The following is a 19,333-nucleotide window of genomic DNA, read 5'->3' as shown; positions in this document are numbered from 1 at the left end:
GTTTAGTCAGCCGTGGCTACCGAGCGCAGGCGGGCTTCTACCGTCAGGGCCAGCTCGTCAAATGACAAGAGGTCCAGCGTTACTTCCTGACCACGCTCCAGGGCAGGCAGGCCCGGCACGTGCAGAACCAGAGGCGCATTGGTCAAACGCACCAGGTCTTCCTTGATGAAGCTGGCCTGAACTTGCTTGATATCGTTTTGCTGCAGCCAGCGCAGGCACCAGAAACGCTCCAGGGAGGACTGATAATCGGCCCACTGGGTGTACTGCGACTCGAAGGCACCAATAATGGCGTACAGATCTGCATCCTTTGGCTGGAAAGGGGCGACCAAGCGGGCGGAGATGCCGTGCTCGGCAGCCGCCAGAATCTGCCCCTGGTTGATCAAGTCCACATAACGGCGCAAAGGCGAGGTAGACCAAATGTATTGCGGCACACCGATGGAGTCATGCGGGCCGGGGGTGGTGGACATGCGGGTGCGCATGAATTGCTGCGAGCGGTAAATGCCGGGCACATTATGCTCGGCCAGCAAGCCGCCCCATAGCTGATTCGCCAGAATCATGTATTCGGCTACCAACAGGCTCAAAGGCGCGTTTCGGACCCGTGGAACCAGACGAATGATGGAGTCCGGGTCATCGTGTGGGCCATCCAGCTCAAAGCTGTATTCCACCCGGTTATTGTTTTCTGGTTTGCCGCGCACGGCTTCGCGCTGGGCCGATAGCTGACGCGAGAAAGCCCAGAGCGGGCGTAGCCACTCTGCGTAAGGCAGCTCGGCGCTGTCGTCGGCCAAGGCCTCTTCGCTAATCAAAGGATCAAGCTCGTGCTGGCGCAGGTTGCGCTCTACGGTAATGCGTTCCAGGCGGGTATGGTGCGACAGGATTTCGCCCGTATTGATGTCGGCATCGACATACAAAGACAGGGTTGGGCGGGTTTGGCCTTGATCCAGCGAGAAATGGGCGATCAGCTCCGGTGGCAGCATGGGAATCTTGTAGCCAGGTGTATACACCGTCGCCATGCGGTTGCGCGCAATCTGGTCTATTTCGTTGCCACGTCCCATAGCCAGCGAGGGAACGGCGATGTGCACGCCCACGCGCAGACGGCCGGGTTCGGGATGCTGGACTGACAAAGCATCGTCGATTTCGATGGTGCTGGCATCGTCCACCGAGTAGGCGGTAACTTGGGCCTCGGGTAGATCCTGGCCCCAGTTTTGCAAGGCGATGGCTGGAAAGCCGGTGCCTTTGGGGAAATGGGCCGCCATAAAGCGATGCTGATGCAAGGTCAGCGGATTGGACCAGGCTCCCAGCGACAGCAGCAGTTTTTCCGTGCTGATGCTTAGTTCTTTCTGGGCTTGGTCAAATGCCTTCCATTCCAGCGTGTTCTTGTCCGGCTGGGTCAGGAACGTGCTGGCTTTCTGGGCGACTTCAGGCGGTAGCTCGCCCTTGATCATTTGTTCGGCCCAGGTCTGGATTTGCTCTTGTTGCAGGCGTTTCTTTTCAATCGCGGCCAGTGCTGCTTGCAAAATGTCCGGGGGGGCGGGGCGATACAAGCCTTTGCCCCGACGGTGGAAGTACGCAGGCGAGCTATGCAAGGCAAAGATCGTGCCGGTCTTTTCCACTGCGCTGGGGGGATGGCCGAAATACTCCTGAGCCAGAGAGGCGGCTTCAAATTCGTCCTGGGGTGCGCATTCCCATAGAAAGTCTATATCCAGCGATTCGGCCAGCGCCTGAGCCTGTTCCAGCAGTTCGGCAGGAGCAGGTTTTTCAAAGGTAAAGAGAACGCTGTTTTTCTTGATTTTGCTGCGTTTTCCCGACGCGGATTCCACCTGCATGGTGGTATCGCTGTCAGAAAATATTTTTTCTGCTTTGAAATTACCGCTGTCTTCAAAAAGGACGTACATGATTTTCCATCTGGATAGCGCTGGCCATCCGGTAAATATATTTAAGGTTGCTGCAAGGCAAAGCGCAAAATATCGTCGATCCAGGGATCAAAGTCAGACAAGCCGTGATCCCCGCCTTCCAGAATGTGACCCTGGCTGCCTTTGTACCAGTCAGCCATCTCGCGCCAGTTCAGCACTTCATCGCCTTTGGCTGCCAGCAGGTAAAAACGCTGGGGATCAGCAGGACGCGGTACGTGAATGTCGTTTAACTCATCCACATAGTCCGGCAAGAAATGAAACGGATCTGGCGAGTGATAGCAGACGTGTTCACCCACTTGGGTAGCCAGGTCTCTGCCGGCATACACCACCGGGTTTAACAGTACGGCGCGGCTGTGATAGTACTGGGCCAGGTGGCTAGCGTAATAGCCCCCCAGCGAGGAGCCGATCACACACAGTTGCTCTGCCCCCATCCCGGCCTGCATTTCCGTATCCACAATCCGCTTGCTCATGGCAATGGCTTGGGCCGGGCTGGCAGGAAGCTGGGGACAACGCCACAGGTGCAACAAGCCTCTGTCTTGCAGGGTTTGTTTCAGGCGCTGCGCTTTATAGGACGAAGGCGAGGAACGAAAGCCGTGTAGATAGAGGATCATGGGGGCACCTGCTATATATATAAGAGGGTCAGCGTGACAGTTGATCCAGCAGGCGCTGATGAATGCCGCCAAAGCTGCCGTTACTCATCACGACAATGGCATCGCCAGGCTGGCTGGCTTGAACAATGGCCAGCACCATTTTATCTAAATCACTCCATGCTGTGGCGCGATCGCCCAAAGGGGCCAGCACCTGGGCCGCATCCCAGCCCAGAGCATGCTTGCCTTGCGTTTCGCCGTAGCAAAACACCAGATCTGCGTCTTGTAGGGATTCGGGCAGGCGTGCCGCCATGGCGCCCAGCTTCATGGTGTTGGAGCGAGGCTCCAGCACGGCAAGAATACGAGTTGCTTTGCCGGTCTGGCTGCGCAAACCGGCCAGGGTCGTGGCAATGGCGGTGGGGTGATGAGCAAAATCGTCGTAAACCGTAATGTCATTCACCACGCCCCGCACTTCCATACGGCGCTTGATGCCAGCGAATTGGCTCAAGGCTGCGCAGGCCTGCTCGGGTTTCACCCCTACATGGTGCGCAGCGGCAATCGCAGCCAATGCGTTCAGGCGGTTGTGCTCACCTGTCAGTGTCCATTGCACAATGCCTTGGGGCTGACCTCGCAAACTGACCTCGAAAGAAGTGGCGCTGATGGCTCGGCTATCCCAATCGCCTTCGGGCCCGAATTTTTCTACCGGAGTCCAGCAGCCACGCGCCAGGGTTTCGTCTAGGCTAGGGGTGTGAGTGGGAGTCAGAATCAAACCCGTAGAGGGGATGGTGCGAACCAAATGGTGAAATTGAGTCTGGATAGCGTGCAGATCAGGGAAGATGTCAGCGTGATCGTATTCCAGATTGTTCAGAATGGCCGTGCGCGGACGGTAATGAACAAACTTGGAGCGTTTGTCGAAAAAGGCGGTGTCGTATTCGTCCGCCTCAATCACAAACAGAGATTGTGCAGGGTCAAAGCGGGCCGAAACGCCCAAGCCTGGGGCAACCCCACCAATCAGGAAGTTGGGAGAGCGCTCAGCTTGCTCCAGAATCCATCCCAGCATGGAGCTGGTGGAGGTTTTGCCGTGTGTACCGGCCACCGCCAGGACGTGCTGGCCCTGCAAGATGTTTTCACCCAGCCACTGGGGGCCAGAGGTATAGGGCAGGCCCTGGTCCAGAATGGCTTCCATCAGAGGGTTACCGCGCGTCACCACATTGCCCACTATATAGAGATCAGGGGACAGGCTGGTTTGCTCCGCCGCGAAGCCTTCGATCAGCTCGATACCTTGTTCTTGCAGCTGGGTGCTCATGGGAGGGTAGACCCCGGCATCGCAACCTGTGACTGTGTGACCAGCTGAACGGGCAATCAGGGCCAGACCGCCCATGAATGTGCCGCAAATTCCTAATATATGTATGTGCATGACAATCCTCCGGCCTGTATTCTAGACGACTGTTTGATCTGATGCGTGAGCTTTGGTGAGGGCCGGTGCTATCATCCCCAAGTGATTTTTTTCAACGGTGAGTCAGTATGAGTCGGCGTCTTTTTCTAAGGCAATCTTTGCTGTGTGCCAGCCTGTTAGCTGTCCATCCTGCCCCCTGGGCTAGCTTCTTGCCCTCCGATCCTTTTCTGGCGCAAAGCTTCAAGGATCTCCAAGGTCAGGCTCGCACGCTGTCTACTTATATAGGCAAGCCGCTGGTAATCAACTTTTGGGCGACCTGGTGTGCACCTTGCGTGAAGGAAATGCCGGACTTGGAGGCTTTGCATCAACGTTATCCCGAAGTGGGCTTTGTAGGGATTGCGGTGGACTCGCTGGATAACGTCACCGAATTTTTGGAACGTGTACCGGTGAACTACGACATTTTGCTGGCGGGCTCTGGCGGCCTTAAACAAATGCGCAGCGTGGGTAACAAACAGGGCGGTTTGCCCTTCACCGTGGTGTTTGGCAGCAATGGCCGGATCAGCGAACGCATTTTGGGCCAGATAGATCCCCAAAAGTTGGACGAAGTTATTAAGGCTCAACGTTAACTGGCCGACTTTTTCGCTTAATTTCGTCAAATTCTCCGTCTGTCGTGACCTCTATTGGAACGGAATTGGACGATTGCTAACTGTTTGTAAGCCAAGTAGGTTTATAGACAAATGACGTTATTTAGCGTAAAAAGGCGGTCTGTCTTGACGAAAAATCCGCTATGGCGAAACATGTTCTGGTCCTTAACGGGCCCAACCTCAACCTGCTGGGAACACGAGAACCCGATGTCTATGGACATCAGACTCTTGCTGACATCAACAGCGGGTTACAGGTGCTGGCCGATCAGCATGGCGCGCAGTGTCATTTTTTTCAAAGCAATCACGAAGGCGGGCTCGTCGATCGAATTCACCAAGCCCGTGCCGAGGGCGTCGATTACATTCTTATCAATGCTGGGGCCTATACACATACCAGCGTGGCGATACGGGATGCACTTGCCGGTGTCGGTATTCCGTTTATTGAAGTCCATCTGTCCAATGTTCACCGTCGTGAGCCGTTCCGTCACCACTCCTATTTGTCTGACACCGCCAGCGGCGTCATTGTGGGTTTGGGGGCGTACGGTTATGAAGCCGCGCTGCGGTTTGCTTTGAATAATTAGGCGGCTCGTTTCGTTTTTTTGACCAATATTTTTTTAATGCCGTCCTGACCCAGTCAGTGGCTAGTACGGCGTTGCGGGAAGTACGCATGGATCTTAGAAAACTCAAAACCCTGATTGATCTTGTAGCTGAGTCTGGCATTGCCGAACTGGAAATCACCGAAGGTGATGACAAGGTCCGCATTGTTAAATTTTCCCAAAGCTCGGCAGCTCCTGTGGTCTATGCTCCCGAGGCTCCAGCAGCCCAAGTGGTGGCATCCGCAGCAGCTCCTGCTCCTGCAGCACCTGTTGTTCCCGAAGGCCATGCCGTCAAGGCACCAATGGTCGGCACGTTCTACCGTGCTCCTAGCCCAGGCGCGTCTCCCTTTGTTGAAGTTGGCCAGTCGGTCAAAGAAGGCGAGCCCCTGTGCATTATTGAAGCCATGAAGCTGCTCAACGAGATCGAGGCCGACAAGTCCGGCGTCATCAAAGAAATCCTGGTTGAAAACGGCGGGCCGGTGGAATACGGTCAGACTCTGTTCGTCATCGGTTGATGATATGTTTGAAAAAATCCTAATCGCCAATCGGGGCGAAATTGCCTTGCGTATCCAACGCGCTTGCCGCGAAATGGGTATCAAGACTGTCGTCGTTTATTCTGAAGCTGATCGTGGTGCCAAGTACGTGCGTCTGGCAGACGAGGCCGTGTGTATCGGCCCCGCCCAGGCACGTGACAGCTACCTGAGCATGCCTGCCATTATCTCGGCAGCGGAAGTCACAGACGCTGAAGCCATTCACCCTGGCTACGGCTTTATGGCTGAAAACGCGGACTTTGCTGATCGTGTCGAAAAGAGCGGTTTTGTCTTTATCGGTCCACGTCCCGAGAACATCCGCATGATGGGCGATAAGGTCATGGCTAAAAAAGCCATGATCGAGGCTGGTGTGCCCGTGGTTCCCGGCTCGGACGGCGCTTTGCCCGATGATCCTGCGGAAATCGTGCGCATTGCTCGCGAAGTCGGTTACCCGGTCATCATCAAAGCCTCTGGCGGTGGTGGTGGTCGTGGCATGCGTGTGGTCTACACCGAAGCGGCTTTGTTGACGGCGGTTGCCACGACAAAAACCGAAGCGGCTGCAGCGTTCAATAATCCCGAGGTCTACATGGAAAAGTACCTCGAGAATCCACGCCATGTCGAAATTCAAGTATTGGCCGATGGGGAACGCAACGCAATTTGGCTGGGCGAGCGCGATTGTTCCATGCAGCGCCGTCACCAGAAAGTGATTGAAGAGGCCCCCGCACCTGGTATTCCACGTCGCCTGATCGAACGAATTGGCGAGCGCTGTGCAGATGCGTGCCGCAAGATGCGTTACCGCGGTGCAGGAACGTTCGAGTTCCTGTATGAAAACGGTGAGTTCTTCTTTATCGAGATGAACACCCGTATTCAGGTTGAGCACACCATCACTGAAATGATTACCGGCATTGACCTGGTTCAAGAACAGATCAATGTGGCTGCGGGCGAGAAATTCGTGTTGCGCCAGCGTGATATTCAGTTTGAAGGCCACTCGATCGAATGCCGTATCAACGCAGAAGATCCGTTCACTTTCGTACCAAGCCCAGGCTTGATTACCAAGTGGCACACTCCCGGCGGCCCAGGCGTGCGTATCGACTCGCACGTCTTTACCGGCTACACCGTGCCGCCGTACTACGATTCCATGATTGCCAAGTTGATTACTTACGGCAAGACACGCGAGCAAGCCATTGCCCGCATGAACATCGCCTTGTCCGAAATGGTGGTTGAAGGGATCAAGACGAACGTGGAGTTGCACCGGGAATTGATGCAGGACGCCAGCTTCAAGGCAGGCGGCACCAGCATTCATTACCTGGAACAAAAGCTGGCCCAACGTAACAAGTAAGGGCAGCCACAGGTCAGGCCAGGGGCCTGGCCTGACTGACATGATGATTATGTGAAACAGGGGCGAGCCCCCTGTTTTGCTTTATGGAATATACGTATGCGTGAACTCTTACTGAGCTGCCAGGAGCACGAGGCCGAGCGCTTGTCCGATGCTTTGCTTGAAGCCGGAGCCTTGTCGGTGTCGGTGGAAGATGCCGATGGCGATACCGAACAGGAAAAGCCCCTGTTTGGCGAACCCGGTATTGAGCCGGAAGTGCTGGCCTGGGATCGCAATCGGGTGGTTGCGTTGCTGCCCGAGGAGCTGGAGCCAGAAGAGTTGTTGCAGCCGCTCTTTGACGCCGGTGTCTTGTCGCCTGAACAGGCACAATGGACTGTGCGCGATGTACCGGATGAAGACTGGGTTCGTTTGACACAATCCCAGTTCGGCCCTATCCCTGTGGGTGATCGCATTTTGATTGTCCCCAGCTGGCACAAAGACGACGAGGATCTGCCTGCTGCTCAAGAGGGCGACGATGGCCTGGTCCGTATCGAGCTGGACCCCGGTTTGGCCTTTGGTACGGGTAGCCATCCCACCACTCATTTGTGTCTGGACTGGTTGGCGCACAATGTGAAGCCCGGTCAGACAGTGCTCGATTACGGTTGTGGCTCTGGCATTTTGGCTATTGCTGCCCGCAAGCTGGGTGCGGGTCATACCGTCGGGGTGGATATTGACGAGCAAGCCGTGACGGCCACGCGCTACAATGCGCAGGTCAATCAGGTTGAGGTTGAAGGCTTGCTGCCCGATGCCATGCCTTCCGGGCAGACCGATCTGGTCGTGGCCAATATTTTGGCCAATCCTTTGCGTATGCTGGCTCCCATGCTGGCTAATCGCGTCAAACCGGGCGGGCATCTGATTCTGTCAGGCATTTATGACTGGCAGGCCGAGGAAATGATCGAAGTCTATTCCTCCTTCCTGCCCATGTCGGTCTGGCAGGAGCGCGATGGCTGGGTGTGTCTGGCCGGTCAACGCCCCTTGTAAGACGCTAAACCTAAGGTGAGTTCATGGAGCTAAAGACTCGCTGCCCCCGTTGCGGGACATCGTTTGCAGCCAGCGTAGAACTGCTGCAACGCCGTCGGGGCTATATACGCTGCATTCAATGTGCGCATATCTTCGATGGCTTTGAGGAAGTCATTGATGAGCAAGCCCCTGAACCCACCTATGTCGCCCCTCCGGTAGCCGTTGCGCCTGCAGCGCCTCCTGTTGAGCCGGAGCGGCCGGTCTCGCCCAGGCAGGAACAGGCGCAGACTGTAGACTTGCAAGCCCCGGTGCCGGGACCTCGTTTTGTGGAGCATTCCCGCCACGCCCCACCGCGTGATGAGGGCACTGCCCACGAATCCTTGCAGGTGCGCAAATTCCCCGATTCCATTCTGGCCCAGGCACCTGTTACGCCTGCAGCGCCTTCCGTAATTCGTGCTCGTCCCCGACCAGAAGCACTGCAGCCGGATCATCAGGATGATCGTGACACGCCTTTTTTCGTGTCGGCCAGTTCTGTGCCTGAACAAGACAGTGGCCACCACATCGGTCAGGCCTCCTGGTCCGGTTCTGAACCTGAATTCAGTGTGGGCGATCGCGCCAACACTCTGCGGGCGTCCTTCCCTTCGCGTCAGGCCGACGGCACGCACGATAGTGATGCGGACCTGGCCCAACCGGATTGGACGATTGACCCCAACCCCGCTTTGCAACGAGAGACTCGTTACGAGGGCGAGACCAGCTTGGGGCAGCGCGTAGGCTCCCTGATCTGGACCAGCTTGTGCGTCTTGGGTGTGGTGCTTTTTGTGGCGCAGCTTTTGTATGTGTATCGCGTACAGATTGTTAGCCAGATACCTTTATTGCGCCCGGTGTTCGAGCGTACTTGCGCGACCTTGTCTTGCCAGGTTCCTTACGAGCGGCGGCTGGACCAGATACGCGTTCAGGCCTCCGCCCTGCACAAAGCGGCCAATCAACCCGGTCAATCCACCTTGGGCTTTACGCTGCGCAACGAGTTTGAGCGGCCCCAGGAGTGGCCTACCCTGGTTCTGGATTTGAAAGATTTTTCAGGCGCCTTGATCGCCAGGCGCAATCTTGCGCCGGATCAATATCTGGCGCCCGAGCGACGTGAGCCTGCCTTTGCAGCGCGCAGTGAAATCACCGTGCGCTTGCCCTTGAATACCGGGCAGCTCCAAGTTAATGGCTACCAGATTAGCCCCTTTTTTCCATAAGGTAATTTATGACCGAGCGAGTGCTGGTATGTGGTTCGATCGCGTTTGATACGATCGCGGTTTTCGATGGGTACTTCAAAGACCACATTCTGCCCGACAGCATCAAGACCCTGAGCGTCTCTTTCTTTGTGCCCAGTATGCGTAAAGAGTGGGGCGGTTGTGCAGGTAATATCGCCTTTACGCTGAATATGCTGGGTGGTCAGCCCGTTCCCGTCGGTGCAGTAGGCGTGGATGGGGTGGACTATGTGGAGCGCATGAACGAGCTGGGTATTGATACCAGCATGGTGCGTGTAATGCCTGAGCTGTTTACCCCTCAGTGCTTTATTACCACCGACCTGGCCGCCAGCCAGATTGCTTCGTTTCACCCAGGTGCCATGCAAAGCTCAGCCGAAAATGACCTGAGTGGTCAGGAAGCGGCTTGGGCGATTGTGGCTCCTGACTCTAAAGACGGCATGTTTGCGCATGCCCGACGCCTGCATGCACAGGGCACACCCTTTATTTTCGACCTGGGTCAGGCCATGCCTTTGTTCACGGGCGAGGACCTGCTGCAAATGCTTGAACTGTGTCAAGTTCTTACCGCTAATGAATACGAAGCGGAAGTCATTGAACAGCGCACCGGCAAATCCATTGCGCAGATTGCAGAAGGCTTGCAGGCGGTGGTGGTCACCCGTGGAGAGCATGGCAGCACGCTTTACCAAGATGGTCAGGTCGTGGAAATTGCGCCGGTACAGGTTGAAATGGTTGTGGACCCCACGGGCTGCGGTGATGCGCACCGGGCTGGCTTGTTATATGGCCTTACAAAAGGCTGGAGTCTGCAAGAGGCTGGCAGCTTGGGTAACCTGATGGGCAGTATTAAAATCCAAAGTCATGGCCCGCAAAATCATGAATTTAAACGGTCAGACATTTCGGCCATGCTAAAACAGCATTTTGGTATTGAGCGTAGCCTGTAAGCTGACGTTCAACAATTTTTTGTGATTCGGCCAGGTACGTTTTTCGGAGTAAACCGTATGTACGTTTCTTTTTTCGATCGTCCCAAAGTACGTCTGCTGGTGGTGGCGAGCCTGGCAGCACCTGTGTTCCTGTTGGCAGGTTGTGCCAATAAATCGGCTTCCAGCTCCGTGTACAACTACGGTCAAGCTCAGCGTGAACAAATCGTGCGTCTAGGCACCGTCGTGTCGGTACGCGCAGTCACGATCCAGGAAGATCAGAGCTCGGGCGTGGGTACCGTGGGTGGTGCAGCCTTGGGTGGCGTGGCAGCTAGCAGTATTGGTGGTGGTCGCGGCAGCATCCTGGCCAGCATCGGTGGTGCCATTCTGGGTGGTCTGGTCGGTAATGCAGTGGAAAACCGCATGGGCAAGACCCAAGGTTTGGAAATTACCGTTCAGCTGGATAATGGCGAAACCCGTGTTGTGGCCCAAGAGGCTGACGTGCCCCTGTCTACAGGTCAGCGCGTGCGCATGCTTAGCGGTAATGGCCCAACCCGTGTGGTGCCGATGTAAACATCGCCCCAGGGCTTTGCTGATAAAAAACCCGGCCAGTGGCCGGGTTTTTTCATGCCTGCTGCTTATTTTCGGCACTGGAGCGTTCGCGTTCCAACAGGGTTTGCTTGCGGGCGAGCCCCCAGCGGTAACCCGCCAGATCGCCGCTTTGACGCACAACGCGGTGGCAGGGGATGACGACGGCCAGGGTATTGCTGGCACAAGCTCGCGCTACGGCGCGCGCGCCGTTCGGCATTCCCAGGCGTGTGGCAATGTCGGTGTAGCTCAGTGTCTGGCCCACCGGGATCTGACGCAGCAGTTCCCACACCCGTTGCTGAAACGCAGTGCCTTGTATGTCTAGCGGCAAACGTAAACCCAGTGCCGGCTCTTCTACCATAGCTACTACTTGGGCGACGCGTTGATTGAATTGGGGGTCCGCACCAATCAGTTCCGCGGCCTTGAAGCGCTCCTGTAGCTGTTCCAGCAGAATGCCGGGATCATCGCCCAAGGCAATGGCGCAGATACCGCGCTCACTTTCTGCCACCAGCAAGGCACCCAAGCTGCATTGGGCAATGGCAAAGCGGATGGTGCTGCCTTGACCTTGTTTGCGAAAAGCCTTGGCAGGCATGCCCAGCATGGTATGTGATTCGTCGTAGAACTGGCTGTGTGTGCCGTAGCCGGCTTCGTAAATGGCGTCGGTAATGCTTTGGCCTGATTTATCCAGTTCCTGACGCAAGCGCTGGCTGCGGTGCGCTTTGGCATAGGCGTGTGGGGTCAAGCCCGTTTGGGCTTTGAAAATACGGTGGAAGTGATAGGGACTCATCTCCAGGGAGGCCGCCAGCTCTTCAAGTTTGGGAGCGGGGTTTTGGGTCTCGATCAGGCGGCAGGCTTGCACAATCAAGTCATGGCGCTGGCTTGATTGCTGTTGACGGTCTGCATGGCGATGGCGGCTGGCTCTGAAGCCCGCTTGCTCGGCCTGAGCCGCCGTATCAAAGTACAGCACATGTTCTTTATTAGGGCGACGGGATGCAGAGCTGGGGCGAGCATAGATTCCTGTGCTGGGAACGGCATACACAAAGTGCGCATCCGCATTGGTGTCTCTATCCACAATTGCTTGCCAGCGTTGCTCTTTGCTTTGGAAAGGCTGGGGAGGAGTGATCAGACGTGGCATGCGCCACAAGTACCAGGAAGCGACACTTCGGTAGGGGGCCCAGGCTTGGCCTATCTCTCGCAGCGCGCGTGCGCTGGGTGCCTTATCCAGACGCTTCAAGCTGCGATAGCCTTCGCGTACACCGAAGTCGTCCGCGGGCAGAATATCTTCATGCTCCAGCGTGTACATCATCATCATTTCCACCGTCCAGCGGCCAATGCCGCGCAAGGTGGTCAACTGAGCGATCAGCTCTTCATCCGGCATTTGCAGGGCTGTTGCTTGATCAGGAATGATGCCATCCAGGCGAGCCTGGGCCAGCCCCAAAATACTGTTGGCCTTGGCACCGGACAGGCCGCAGCTGCGTAGCGTGTCGTAGGGCGTAGCCAGCACCTCCTGGGGGCTAGGGCAATGGCCATGAGGGTACAGATCAATCAAACGCTGCAGGATGCGGTCAGCGGCACGAGTGTGCAATTGCTGGTACACCACGGATCGGACCAGAGCCTCGTAAGGGTCGCGCTCCGGTCTGGGTTGATGGATGCAAGGTCCAATCTGTTTGACCAAGGCTTGCCAGTCTTCATCCAAAGCCGCCAGGAATTGTTCGGCCTGATGATAGCGGCTGCTAGTGTCCTGTTTAGCGTGTAGGCGGGTCATGGGAAGAGTCGGCTGATTGATGATGGGACCAGTATAAAGTCGGTTTTTGGAGGACACATCCTGAATCTTGCTCTTGAATTCTACCGCCCAAAAAAAAGCCTGAACGTGGTGTTCAGGCTTTCTTTTTTAGAGCGAACCGGGACCTTAGATGGGTACCAGACTAAAGGCAGTGCGTGTGATGACCATATTGAGCACTTGGGTCAGCAACAGCACGACCAATGGCGACAGGTCCAAGCCACCCAGGTCTGGCAAGACACGACGAATCGGGTCCAGCAGGGGAGCGGTGATAGAGCGCAGCAAGGGCATGCTGGGCGACTGTGGCTGAATCCATGACAGCAGCGCTTGCAGCAGCACGATCCAAAACACAAGGCTCAGGGTCCAGCGCAGCACGGTCAACACGGCGGCCAGCAAGAGCATGGGCAGATTGGACATCACGGAAAATGAACCAGTCAGCACCAGAGCACTTAGCATCAGGTAAACCAGGGCGCTAAGCCAGGCTGCGACCAAGGAGGTCCAGTCCCAATAGTTGCCGCTTTTGATCACGCGCCGCAAGGGCATGACCAGCCAGTCCGTGACTTTGAACATGGCTTGCGAATAAGGGTTGAAGGGATGGATTCTGAGCGCATAAACCCAGGCACGCAGTAGCAAAATCGTGCCCAGCAGCGACAGCACAATATGGATTAGGAAGAGGGCGACTTCACTGAACATAGTTGCTTGGTATGAATTAATGGGAGAAGGAATTGTCGCACGCAAGCGCTACAAAGCCAAAGAGCCACCGGATAAGGGTGGCTCTTTGGGGAGAAACATAAACTTGGCGAGTGCTTAAGGGCGCTTGCCAGTTGGGAAGGGCCAGGAGCCAGCGGGGTTGACGTCTTCGCGGCGTTGTTCGGCCGTTGCGGCTGCCGCCGTTTTAGTTGCCTTGCGTGCGGCGGTTTTATTGCCCACTTTAGGTGCTGCTTTAGAGGCTGGACTGGTCTTTGGAGTCTTGGTATCTGCGGTCACGGATTTAACTTCTTTCTTCTTTGGAGCTACGGGTTTTTTAGCACTGCTGGCGGGACTGGCTTTCTTGGCCGCTGTCTTTACCGCTGCTTTGGTGCTGGTTTTAGTGGCAGGTTTGGCTGCCGCTTTGCTTGGGCTGGCTTTTTTAGCCACGGGCTTGCTTGCCTTGGTGCTGGCCGTTTTTTTGGCGGCTGCGGTTGTGGCAGGCTTTTTGGCAGCGGCTGGTTTCGTGCTGGCGGTTTTAGGCGCCGCTACTTTTTTAGCCACTGTCTTTTTGGCGACAGCCTTCTTGGCTACCGCTTTTTTAGCAACCGCTTTTTTAGCGACGGTCTTTTTAGCCGCAGCTTTTTTGGCTACCGTTTTGACAGCTGCTGTTTTGGCAGCGGGTGTCTTGGTGGCCGCGGTTTTTGCCGGGGTGGTTTTCTTGACTGCTGCTTTTTTGGCTACCGTTTTTTTGGCAGCCGCACTGCTGGTGGACTTGGCAGGGGCTTTTACAGCAGCCTTGCTCGTCTTGGTAGCAGTGGTTTTTGCGGGGGACTTAGGTGCAGCGGTTTTGCTGCTGGGACTGGTCTTGGTAGCGCTTGCTTTTACTGGGGCTGCGGCTGCTTTAGCTGGCGTTGCTTTTTTAGGGCTGACGGTTTTAGTGCTTGCTGCTTTTGCTGCGCCTTTCTTGGCTGTTGCCATGATCATGCTCCTTGAGAACAAGTCTTTAGTTTGTCCACACCCATTTGACCTGGCCTGGAAAACTGCAATGGCCTTTTTCAAATGACGCAGGCGTTTAAGGTAGATACCTTATACGCTTAGAAGTCTAACGCAAGCCCCTACACAGTCAAGCATTAATCATAGCTTGGGGCATACGGATTTGCGAATCTGTGCAGGCTGTCTCCAATAAGACGCGTTCTGAGCATGAGAAGAGTGAAGGCGAGCTTATCCAAGTCCCTGATTTTCTACGCTTTGCCCGACAGATGAAACGTGTTTAGTCGCTACTAAAAAGCATGAGTTTATAAATGGATGGCGTCTGTGTTTTCACAGAACGAGCAAACAAAAAAAAGCCCTGAATGAACAGGGCTGAAGGGCAGGTTAATGGTTATAGCGCAAAGGCCGATATGGCTTAAGCTGGTTGAGCCTGGATGGAGGGGCCGGCGTGTTTTAGCTGTTGGGACAACTGCGCAAACCGCTCTTCATATTGTTTGGCCGATTCCATTTTGACAGGGCCGAAGCCGCGCAGTTGCTGAGGCAGATCAGCCAGCTCCAGAGCAGTCGAGTAGTTGGCTTGATCCAGGTTCTTGCTCAAGGTGTTGAGCAGGTTCTGGAACTGACGCCAGAAGCGACGCTCCATACGGCGCTCATGGGTGTAGCCAAATGGGTCCAGCGGCGTGTTGCGCAAGCCTTTGCCTTTGGCCATCCAGCGCAGCAAGGTAGCGGTACGTGGGCCCAAGGTGATTTTGCGAGGGCGGCCTGTGGCTGGATCACGGCGTGCCAGCAAAGGCGGTGCAAAGTGGAAACGCAAAGAGAAGTCGCCTTCAAATTGTTGTTCCAGATCTTTGCGGAAAGCAGGGTGGCTGAACAAGCGGGCCACTTCATACTCATCCTTGTAAGCCATCAGTTTGTACAAGCTGCGTGCGGCTTTTTCAGTCAGCACGGGACGCTGGCCGGGGCGCAGTTTTGTTTCGGCTTCGTGCAAGGCATTGATGGTTTTGGAGAAATTCTGGGCGTAGGCAGCGTTTTGATATTGCTCCAGGTTCGGAACGCAACGCTGCATGATTTGTTCCAGCGTTTCGCGGCGTTGCAAGGTTACGACCTGAGCGGCCGGAGCCAGCAAGCTGGCCAGCGCTTTTTGATCGTGCGCCAGGACGCGACCCAAGTGAAAGGCGTCCAGGTTCGCTTGGATCGCAACGCCGTTCAGGCGAATGGCTTGCTCAATGGCGGCACTGCTGACCGGCATGGAACCTTGTTGCCAGGCCATGCCCATCAACAACATATTCGACAACAGGCTGTCGCCAAACAGCAAGGTAGCTGCTTGGTGCGCGTTGATTGAATGCACTTGATTGTCACCGGCGGTGGCTTTCAATTGGCTCAGCAGATGCTGGGCATCCAGGGGGGCGTCGGGGTTGCGGGTAAATTCTGCCGTTGGTGCCAGGTACTCGTTGATCAGTGCATGGGTATGTCCGGGGCGCAGGCAAGACAGGGCATTGGGGTGAGCGGCAGCGACCACGTCACACAAGATAGCCAGATCTGCTTGGCCGGGATCAACACGCACGGCACCCGTTGTTTCTTTACTGGCAGACAGACGGATGTGGCTGATCACCGTACCGCCTTTTTGAGCCAGACCCGTCATGTCCAGCACGGAGCTGGAGCGGCCTTCCAGGTGCACTGCCATTGAAAGCACGGCACCAATCGTAATCACGCCTGTACCACCCACACCGGCCACGATGACATTGCAGTCCTTGGCTTGAATCGCGGGCTGGGGAAGGCTATCGAGCTTGGCCAACAGTTGGGCTTTCATATCGGCCTGGCCGTTCTGGTCGCCACGGCGCAAGGCGCCGCCCATCACGGACACAAAGCTGGGGCAGAAACCCTCAACGCAGGAGTAATCCTTGTTGCAACTGGACTGATCGATCTGGCGCTTGCGGCCTTCCGGCGTTTCGGCAGGAACCAGCGACAAGCAGTTCGATTGCACACCGCAATCACCACAGCCTTCACAGACCGCTTTGTTAATGAAGAGGCGGCGTGCCGGATCGGGATATTCGTTCTTTTTGCGACGGCGGCGTTTTTCTGCAGCGCAGGTTTGGTCGTGAATCAGGATAGTGACACCGGTGATCTCGCGCAGCTCGCGCTGCAAGCGATCCAACTCACGGCGGTGATGAACCACCACACCATCAGGCAGACTCACACCGCGATAGCGTTCAGGTTCGTCGGTGGTAATGACTACGCGGCGAGCACCTTCGCCTATGGTTTGCTGGCAAATTCGCGGTACGGAAATAGGGCCGTCAACGGGTTGGCCGCCTGTCATGGCGACGGCATCGTTGAACAGAATTTTGTAGGTAATGTTGGCGCCTGCAGCAATTGCCTGACGAATCGCCAAGTAGCCGGAGTGAAAGTAAGTGCCTTCACCCATGTTCTGGAACATGTGACCGGTTTGGATAAAGGGGGATAGGCCCACCCAGTCCGTGCCTTCGCCACCCATCTGCGTCAGGCCGCGCGTTTTGCGGTCCATCCAGGTCGCCATATAGTGACAGCCCACACCGGCCATGGCCTGGCTGCCTTCAGGCACTTTGGTGGAGGTGTTGTGCGGACAGCCCGAACAGAAGTAGGGGCGGCGCGTCAGCCCATTGGTGTCGATAGGCGCCAGGCTCTGCACGGTACAGGCTGGCAATTGAACATTGGCGTGCTGGCCTAGCCAACGACGCAGACCAACGGCAACACGGGCAGGGCTTAACTGGCCATCAGCAGGAATCAGGACTTCATTTTCAATGTCACGCTTGCCCGACACGGTAGGGCGCTGGGCGCGGTTAAAGAGCAGATTCTTTAATTGGTCCTCAATGATCGGGCCCTTTTCTTCAATGACCAGTACGTGGTCCAGGCCTTCAATAAAGCTTTCCAGCGATTGCGGATTGACGGGCCAGCTCAGGCCGATTTTCAGATGCCGAATCGCGGGCAGGTCATTCAGGCCGCTAAGCTGCTCCAAGGCGTCCAGCGTATCCAGTGTCGCTTTACCTGCTGACACAATCCCAATACGAGCGTCGGGGGCGGCGTTCAGGATTTGATCCAGGCTGTACTTGCGGGCGAATTCGCGCACGCTATCCAGGCGGGCATCCAAGGTGCCTTCCATGGCAGGGGTCAGAAACTTGCTCGGGTCATACGGATGCTGACCACCTTGGCTATCTGCCAAGGCGGGGGCCAGGTCGTCCAAAGGGCTGATCTCGAAAGAGCGGCCACTTTCCACGGTTTCGGTGATGGCTTTAAAAGCGACCCAAGACCCGGAGTAGCGCGACAAGGCCCAGGCCCAGATGCCAAAGCGCTCGTATTCTTCAACCGAGCTGGGGTTGACCACGGGGATGCCCCAGGCAATCAGGGATTGTTCGCTGGCATGCGGGATGGACGAGGACGAGGCCACGTGGTCATCACCCACAATCATCAAGACGCCACCGTGTTGGGAGGCTCCGGCGGCATGGCCGTGGTGCAGGGCGTCGCCCGCACGGTCTACGCCTGGGCCTTTGCCGTACCACATGGAAAAGACGCCATCGACGGTGCGGTCGTCTCGTTCGCCGGCTTGCTGGGTGCCCATAATCATGGAGGCTGCCAGGTCTTCGTTGATCGCCGGTTGAAAGCGAACCTTGGCCTGATCCAGATGTTTCTGGGCCTTCCACATGATCATGTCTACGCCGCCCAATGGCGAGCCACGGTAGCCGGACACGAAACCGGCAGTGTTCAAACCACGTTCTTTATCCAGGCGCGCCTGGGTAAGCAACATGCGCACCAGGGCCTGAGTGCCAGTTAAAAAGATGCGACCTGACTGTGCGGTCAGGTTGTCGCTGAGCTTGTATTGAGTGTCGACGGACTGCGTCATGATGAAACCTCCAGATAAGGTTCATGATAGAGAGTCTGCCCTCGCATTTTTTTGCGTTATAGTTGCGTGTATTCCCTATTCTTTGAAATATTCATTTCGTAAATATTCAAATATGGATAAAACTGACTTAAAAATCTTGGACGCCTTGCAATTGGACGGGCGCGCCTCTGCTCAGCAGGTCTCCGAGCAGGTGGGTTTGTCCACCGCGCCTGTATGGCGGCGTATAAAAAATCTGGAAAAAAACAAGGTGATCCAGGGCTATTATGCGCGGGTCGATCGGCGTCAGGTGGGCCTGCAAAGTTGCATGTTTACCCAGATCAGCCTGGACCGGCATTCAGGTGAAATCGTGGATAACTTCATTCGTGCCGTGCGTGATGCGCCGGAAATTCTGGAGTGTCACGCCGTAACAGGGGACGCGGACTTTCTGCTCAAGATCATGGTGCCCAGCGCCGAGTCCTACGACGATTTCCTGCACCGCTTCTTGTTCAACATGCCTGGGGTGCGCCAAACCCGCACGATTGTGGCCATGCGTGAAATCAAGAATGTGACGCGCTTGCCCTTGCCACTTTGATGCATCTTGTTATGGGGTAAAACAAGCGCCTTCAGGTAGAATATTCAGGATTCGGCGGCCTGTAGTGGGTCGGTTTGTAAGCATGAAGGACGGGTTTCTATGATGAAGGCGAATATCCTGCGGCGCACTTCCTGGGTCGCTGTGTTGGCTACAGTGCTGTTAAGCGCTTGCGCAGTTAAATCACCAGCCCCAGAACCTGCGAAACCGCCAGTGGCGGCAGCGCCAGTGCATCCTGCATGTCAGCCTGCCGCAGCGGGCGATCAGCTGGCCGGTAACTGGCTTAGCAAGCATAGGCAAAAAGGCGTGGTCGGTGAACTGCGCACGTTGTTCACCTTGCAAGCAGACGGCACGATGGCCTATACCGAACAGGTAAAACGGCCCAACAAACCGTCTCAAGGGCTGAGCGAAAGCGGTTGCTGGTCGCGTAAAGGGAATGATCTGATGATCAGCACCCAGGAATCCAATGGTGTCACCACCGAGCCGGGCGATCCTATTTACCAAAACCATTACAACATCGTTAGCCTGAGCGCTCGCAATCTGGTGTTGCGCGATCAAGGTGGTACCACTTACCGCCTGACTAAAATGTCGCCTGGCTACCGACTGCCTTTCTGATCACCTTTGGTTTGAAATAATTCCTGGCCGTCCTGGGGGCGGCCAGTTTTTTGTCTGTTTCTTTTG

General features: G+C 56.0%; 17 protein-coding genes. 10 read left to right on the top strand and 7 right to left on the bottom strand.

Translation table 11 applies throughout. The annotated features are described in order from the left end of the window. Window positions 1-2: 2 nt before the first annotated feature. From AC1RSM_RS14265 to mpl, 3 genes are read right to left on the bottom strand one after another with little or no spacing between them, the layout of a single operon-like run. On the bottom strand, window positions 3-1,892 hold the full coding sequence (locus tag AC1RSM_RS14265) for a ribonuclease catalytic domain-containing protein (protein WP_492933206.1): 1,890 nt from the start codon (window positions 1,890-1,892) through the stop codon (window positions 3-5). A 41-nt stretch (window positions 1,893-1,933) separates the two neighbouring features. After that, complete coding sequence (locus AC1RSM_RS14260) at window positions 1,934-2,521, bottom strand: YqiA/YcfP family alpha/beta fold hydrolase (protein WP_492933205.1); 588 nt, start codon at window positions 2,519-2,521, stop codon at window positions 1,934-1,936. Window positions 2,522-2,549: 28 nt separating this feature from the next. Continuing rightward, window positions 2,550-3,914 (bottom strand): UDP-N-acetylmuramate:L-alanyl-gamma-D-glutamyl-meso-diaminopimelate ligase, encoded by a 1,365-nt coding sequence (gene mpl / locus AC1RSM_RS14255; RefSeq protein WP_492933204.1) that lies wholly within the window; start codon window positions 3,912-3,914, stop codon window positions 2,550-2,552. Between the two features lie 107 nt (window positions 3,915-4,021). Between mpl and AC1RSM_RS14250 the strand changes: the two genes are divergently transcribed. From AC1RSM_RS14250 to AC1RSM_RS14215, 8 genes are all read left to right on the top strand, one after another. Next, entirely contained in the window at window positions 4,022-4,519 is a 498-nt protein-coding gene (locus AC1RSM_RS14250) for a TlpA family protein disulfide reductase (RefSeq protein ID WP_492933203.1), read from the top strand. Between the two features lie 161 nt (window positions 4,520-4,680). Continuing rightward, on the top strand, window positions 4,681-5,115 hold the full coding sequence (gene aroQ, locus AC1RSM_RS14245; RefSeq protein WP_492933202.1) for a type II 3-dehydroquinate dehydratase: 435 nt from the start codon (window positions 4,681-4,683) through the stop codon (window positions 5,113-5,115). Window positions 5,116-5,201: 86 nt separating this feature from the next. Next, window positions 5,202-5,645 (top strand): acetyl-CoA carboxylase biotin carboxyl carrier protein, encoded by a 444-nt coding sequence (gene accB / locus AC1RSM_RS14240; protein ID WP_492933201.1) that lies wholly within the window; start codon window positions 5,202-5,204, stop codon window positions 5,643-5,645. Window positions 5,646-5,649: 4 nt separating this feature from the next. After that, window positions 5,650-6,999 (top strand): acetyl-CoA carboxylase biotin carboxylase subunit, encoded by a 1,350-nt coding sequence (gene accC, locus AC1RSM_RS14235; RefSeq protein ID WP_492933200.1) that lies wholly within the window; start codon window positions 5,650-5,652, stop codon window positions 6,997-6,999. A 96-nt stretch (window positions 7,000-7,095) separates the two neighbouring features. Then, window positions 7,096-8,016, top strand: coding sequence for a 50S ribosomal protein L11 methyltransferase (gene prmA / locus AC1RSM_RS14230; protein ID WP_492933199.1), 921 nt, complete (start codon window positions 7,096-7,098; stop codon window positions 8,014-8,016). 23 nt (window positions 8,017-8,039) lie between these two features. Continuing rightward, window positions 8,040-9,236 (top strand): zinc-ribbon and DUF3426 domain-containing protein, encoded by a 1,197-nt coding sequence (locus AC1RSM_RS14225; protein WP_492933198.1) that lies wholly within the window; start codon window positions 8,040-8,042, stop codon window positions 9,234-9,236. Between the two features lie 8 nt (window positions 9,237-9,244). Next, window positions 9,245-10,186 (top strand): carbohydrate kinase family protein, encoded by a 942-nt coding sequence (locus tag AC1RSM_RS14220; RefSeq protein ID WP_492933197.1) that lies wholly within the window; start codon window positions 9,245-9,247, stop codon window positions 10,184-10,186. A gap of 57 nt (window positions 10,187-10,243) precedes the next feature. Further along, complete coding sequence (locus AC1RSM_RS14215; RefSeq protein WP_492933196.1) at window positions 10,244-10,735, top strand: outer membrane lipoprotein; 492 nt, start codon at window positions 10,244-10,246, stop codon at window positions 10,733-10,735. 52 nt (window positions 10,736-10,787) lie between these two features. Here the strand turns inward: AC1RSM_RS14215 and ada are convergent, their stop codons facing one another. From ada to AC1RSM_RS14195, 4 genes are all read right to left on the bottom strand, one after another. Beyond that, window positions 10,788-12,515: a bifunctional DNA-binding transcriptional regulator/O6-methylguanine-DNA methyltransferase Ada gene (gene ada / locus AC1RSM_RS14210; protein WP_492933195.1), complete on the bottom strand. Its 1,728-nt coding sequence runs from the start codon at window positions 12,513-12,515 to the stop codon at window positions 10,788-10,790. Window positions 12,516-12,659: 144 nt separating this feature from the next. Continuing rightward, complete coding sequence (locus AC1RSM_RS14205) at window positions 12,660-13,223, bottom strand: YggT family protein (RefSeq protein WP_492933194.1); 564 nt, start codon at window positions 13,221-13,223, stop codon at window positions 12,660-12,662. A 114-nt stretch (window positions 13,224-13,337) separates the two neighbouring features. After that, a complete protein-coding gene (locus AC1RSM_RS14200; RefSeq protein WP_492933193.1) occupies window positions 13,338-14,198 on the bottom strand; it encodes a histone H1-like repetitive region-containing protein in 861 nt (286 codons plus the stop codon). A gap of 427 nt (window positions 14,199-14,625) precedes the next feature. Then, window positions 14,626-18,084 carry an indolepyruvate ferredoxin oxidoreductase family protein gene (locus AC1RSM_RS14195; protein ID WP_492933192.1) on the bottom strand — a complete coding sequence of 1,153 codons (3,459 nt, stop codon included), beginning with the start codon at window positions 18,082-18,084 and terminating at the stop codon, window positions 14,626-14,628. Between the two features lie 112 nt (window positions 18,085-18,196). Between AC1RSM_RS14195 and AC1RSM_RS14190 the strand changes: the two genes are divergently transcribed. After that, on the top strand, window positions 18,197-18,655 hold the full coding sequence (locus tag AC1RSM_RS14190) for an Lrp/AsnC family transcriptional regulator (RefSeq protein ID WP_009460635.1): 459 nt from the start codon (window positions 18,197-18,199) through the stop codon (window positions 18,653-18,655). 99 nt (window positions 18,656-18,754) lie between these two features. Further along, a complete protein-coding gene (locus AC1RSM_RS14185; protein WP_492933191.1) occupies window positions 18,755-19,267 on the top strand; it encodes a hypothetical protein in 513 nt (170 codons plus the stop codon). The last annotated feature ends 66 nt before the right edge of the window (window positions 19,268-19,333 follow it).

The sequence above is a fragment of the Alcaligenes sp. GW821-FHT11D07 genome, from assembly GCF_058808495.1.
The sequence above is the reverse complement of the archived record's forward strand: the minus strand, read 5'-3'. Positions and strand labels throughout refer to the sequence as shown.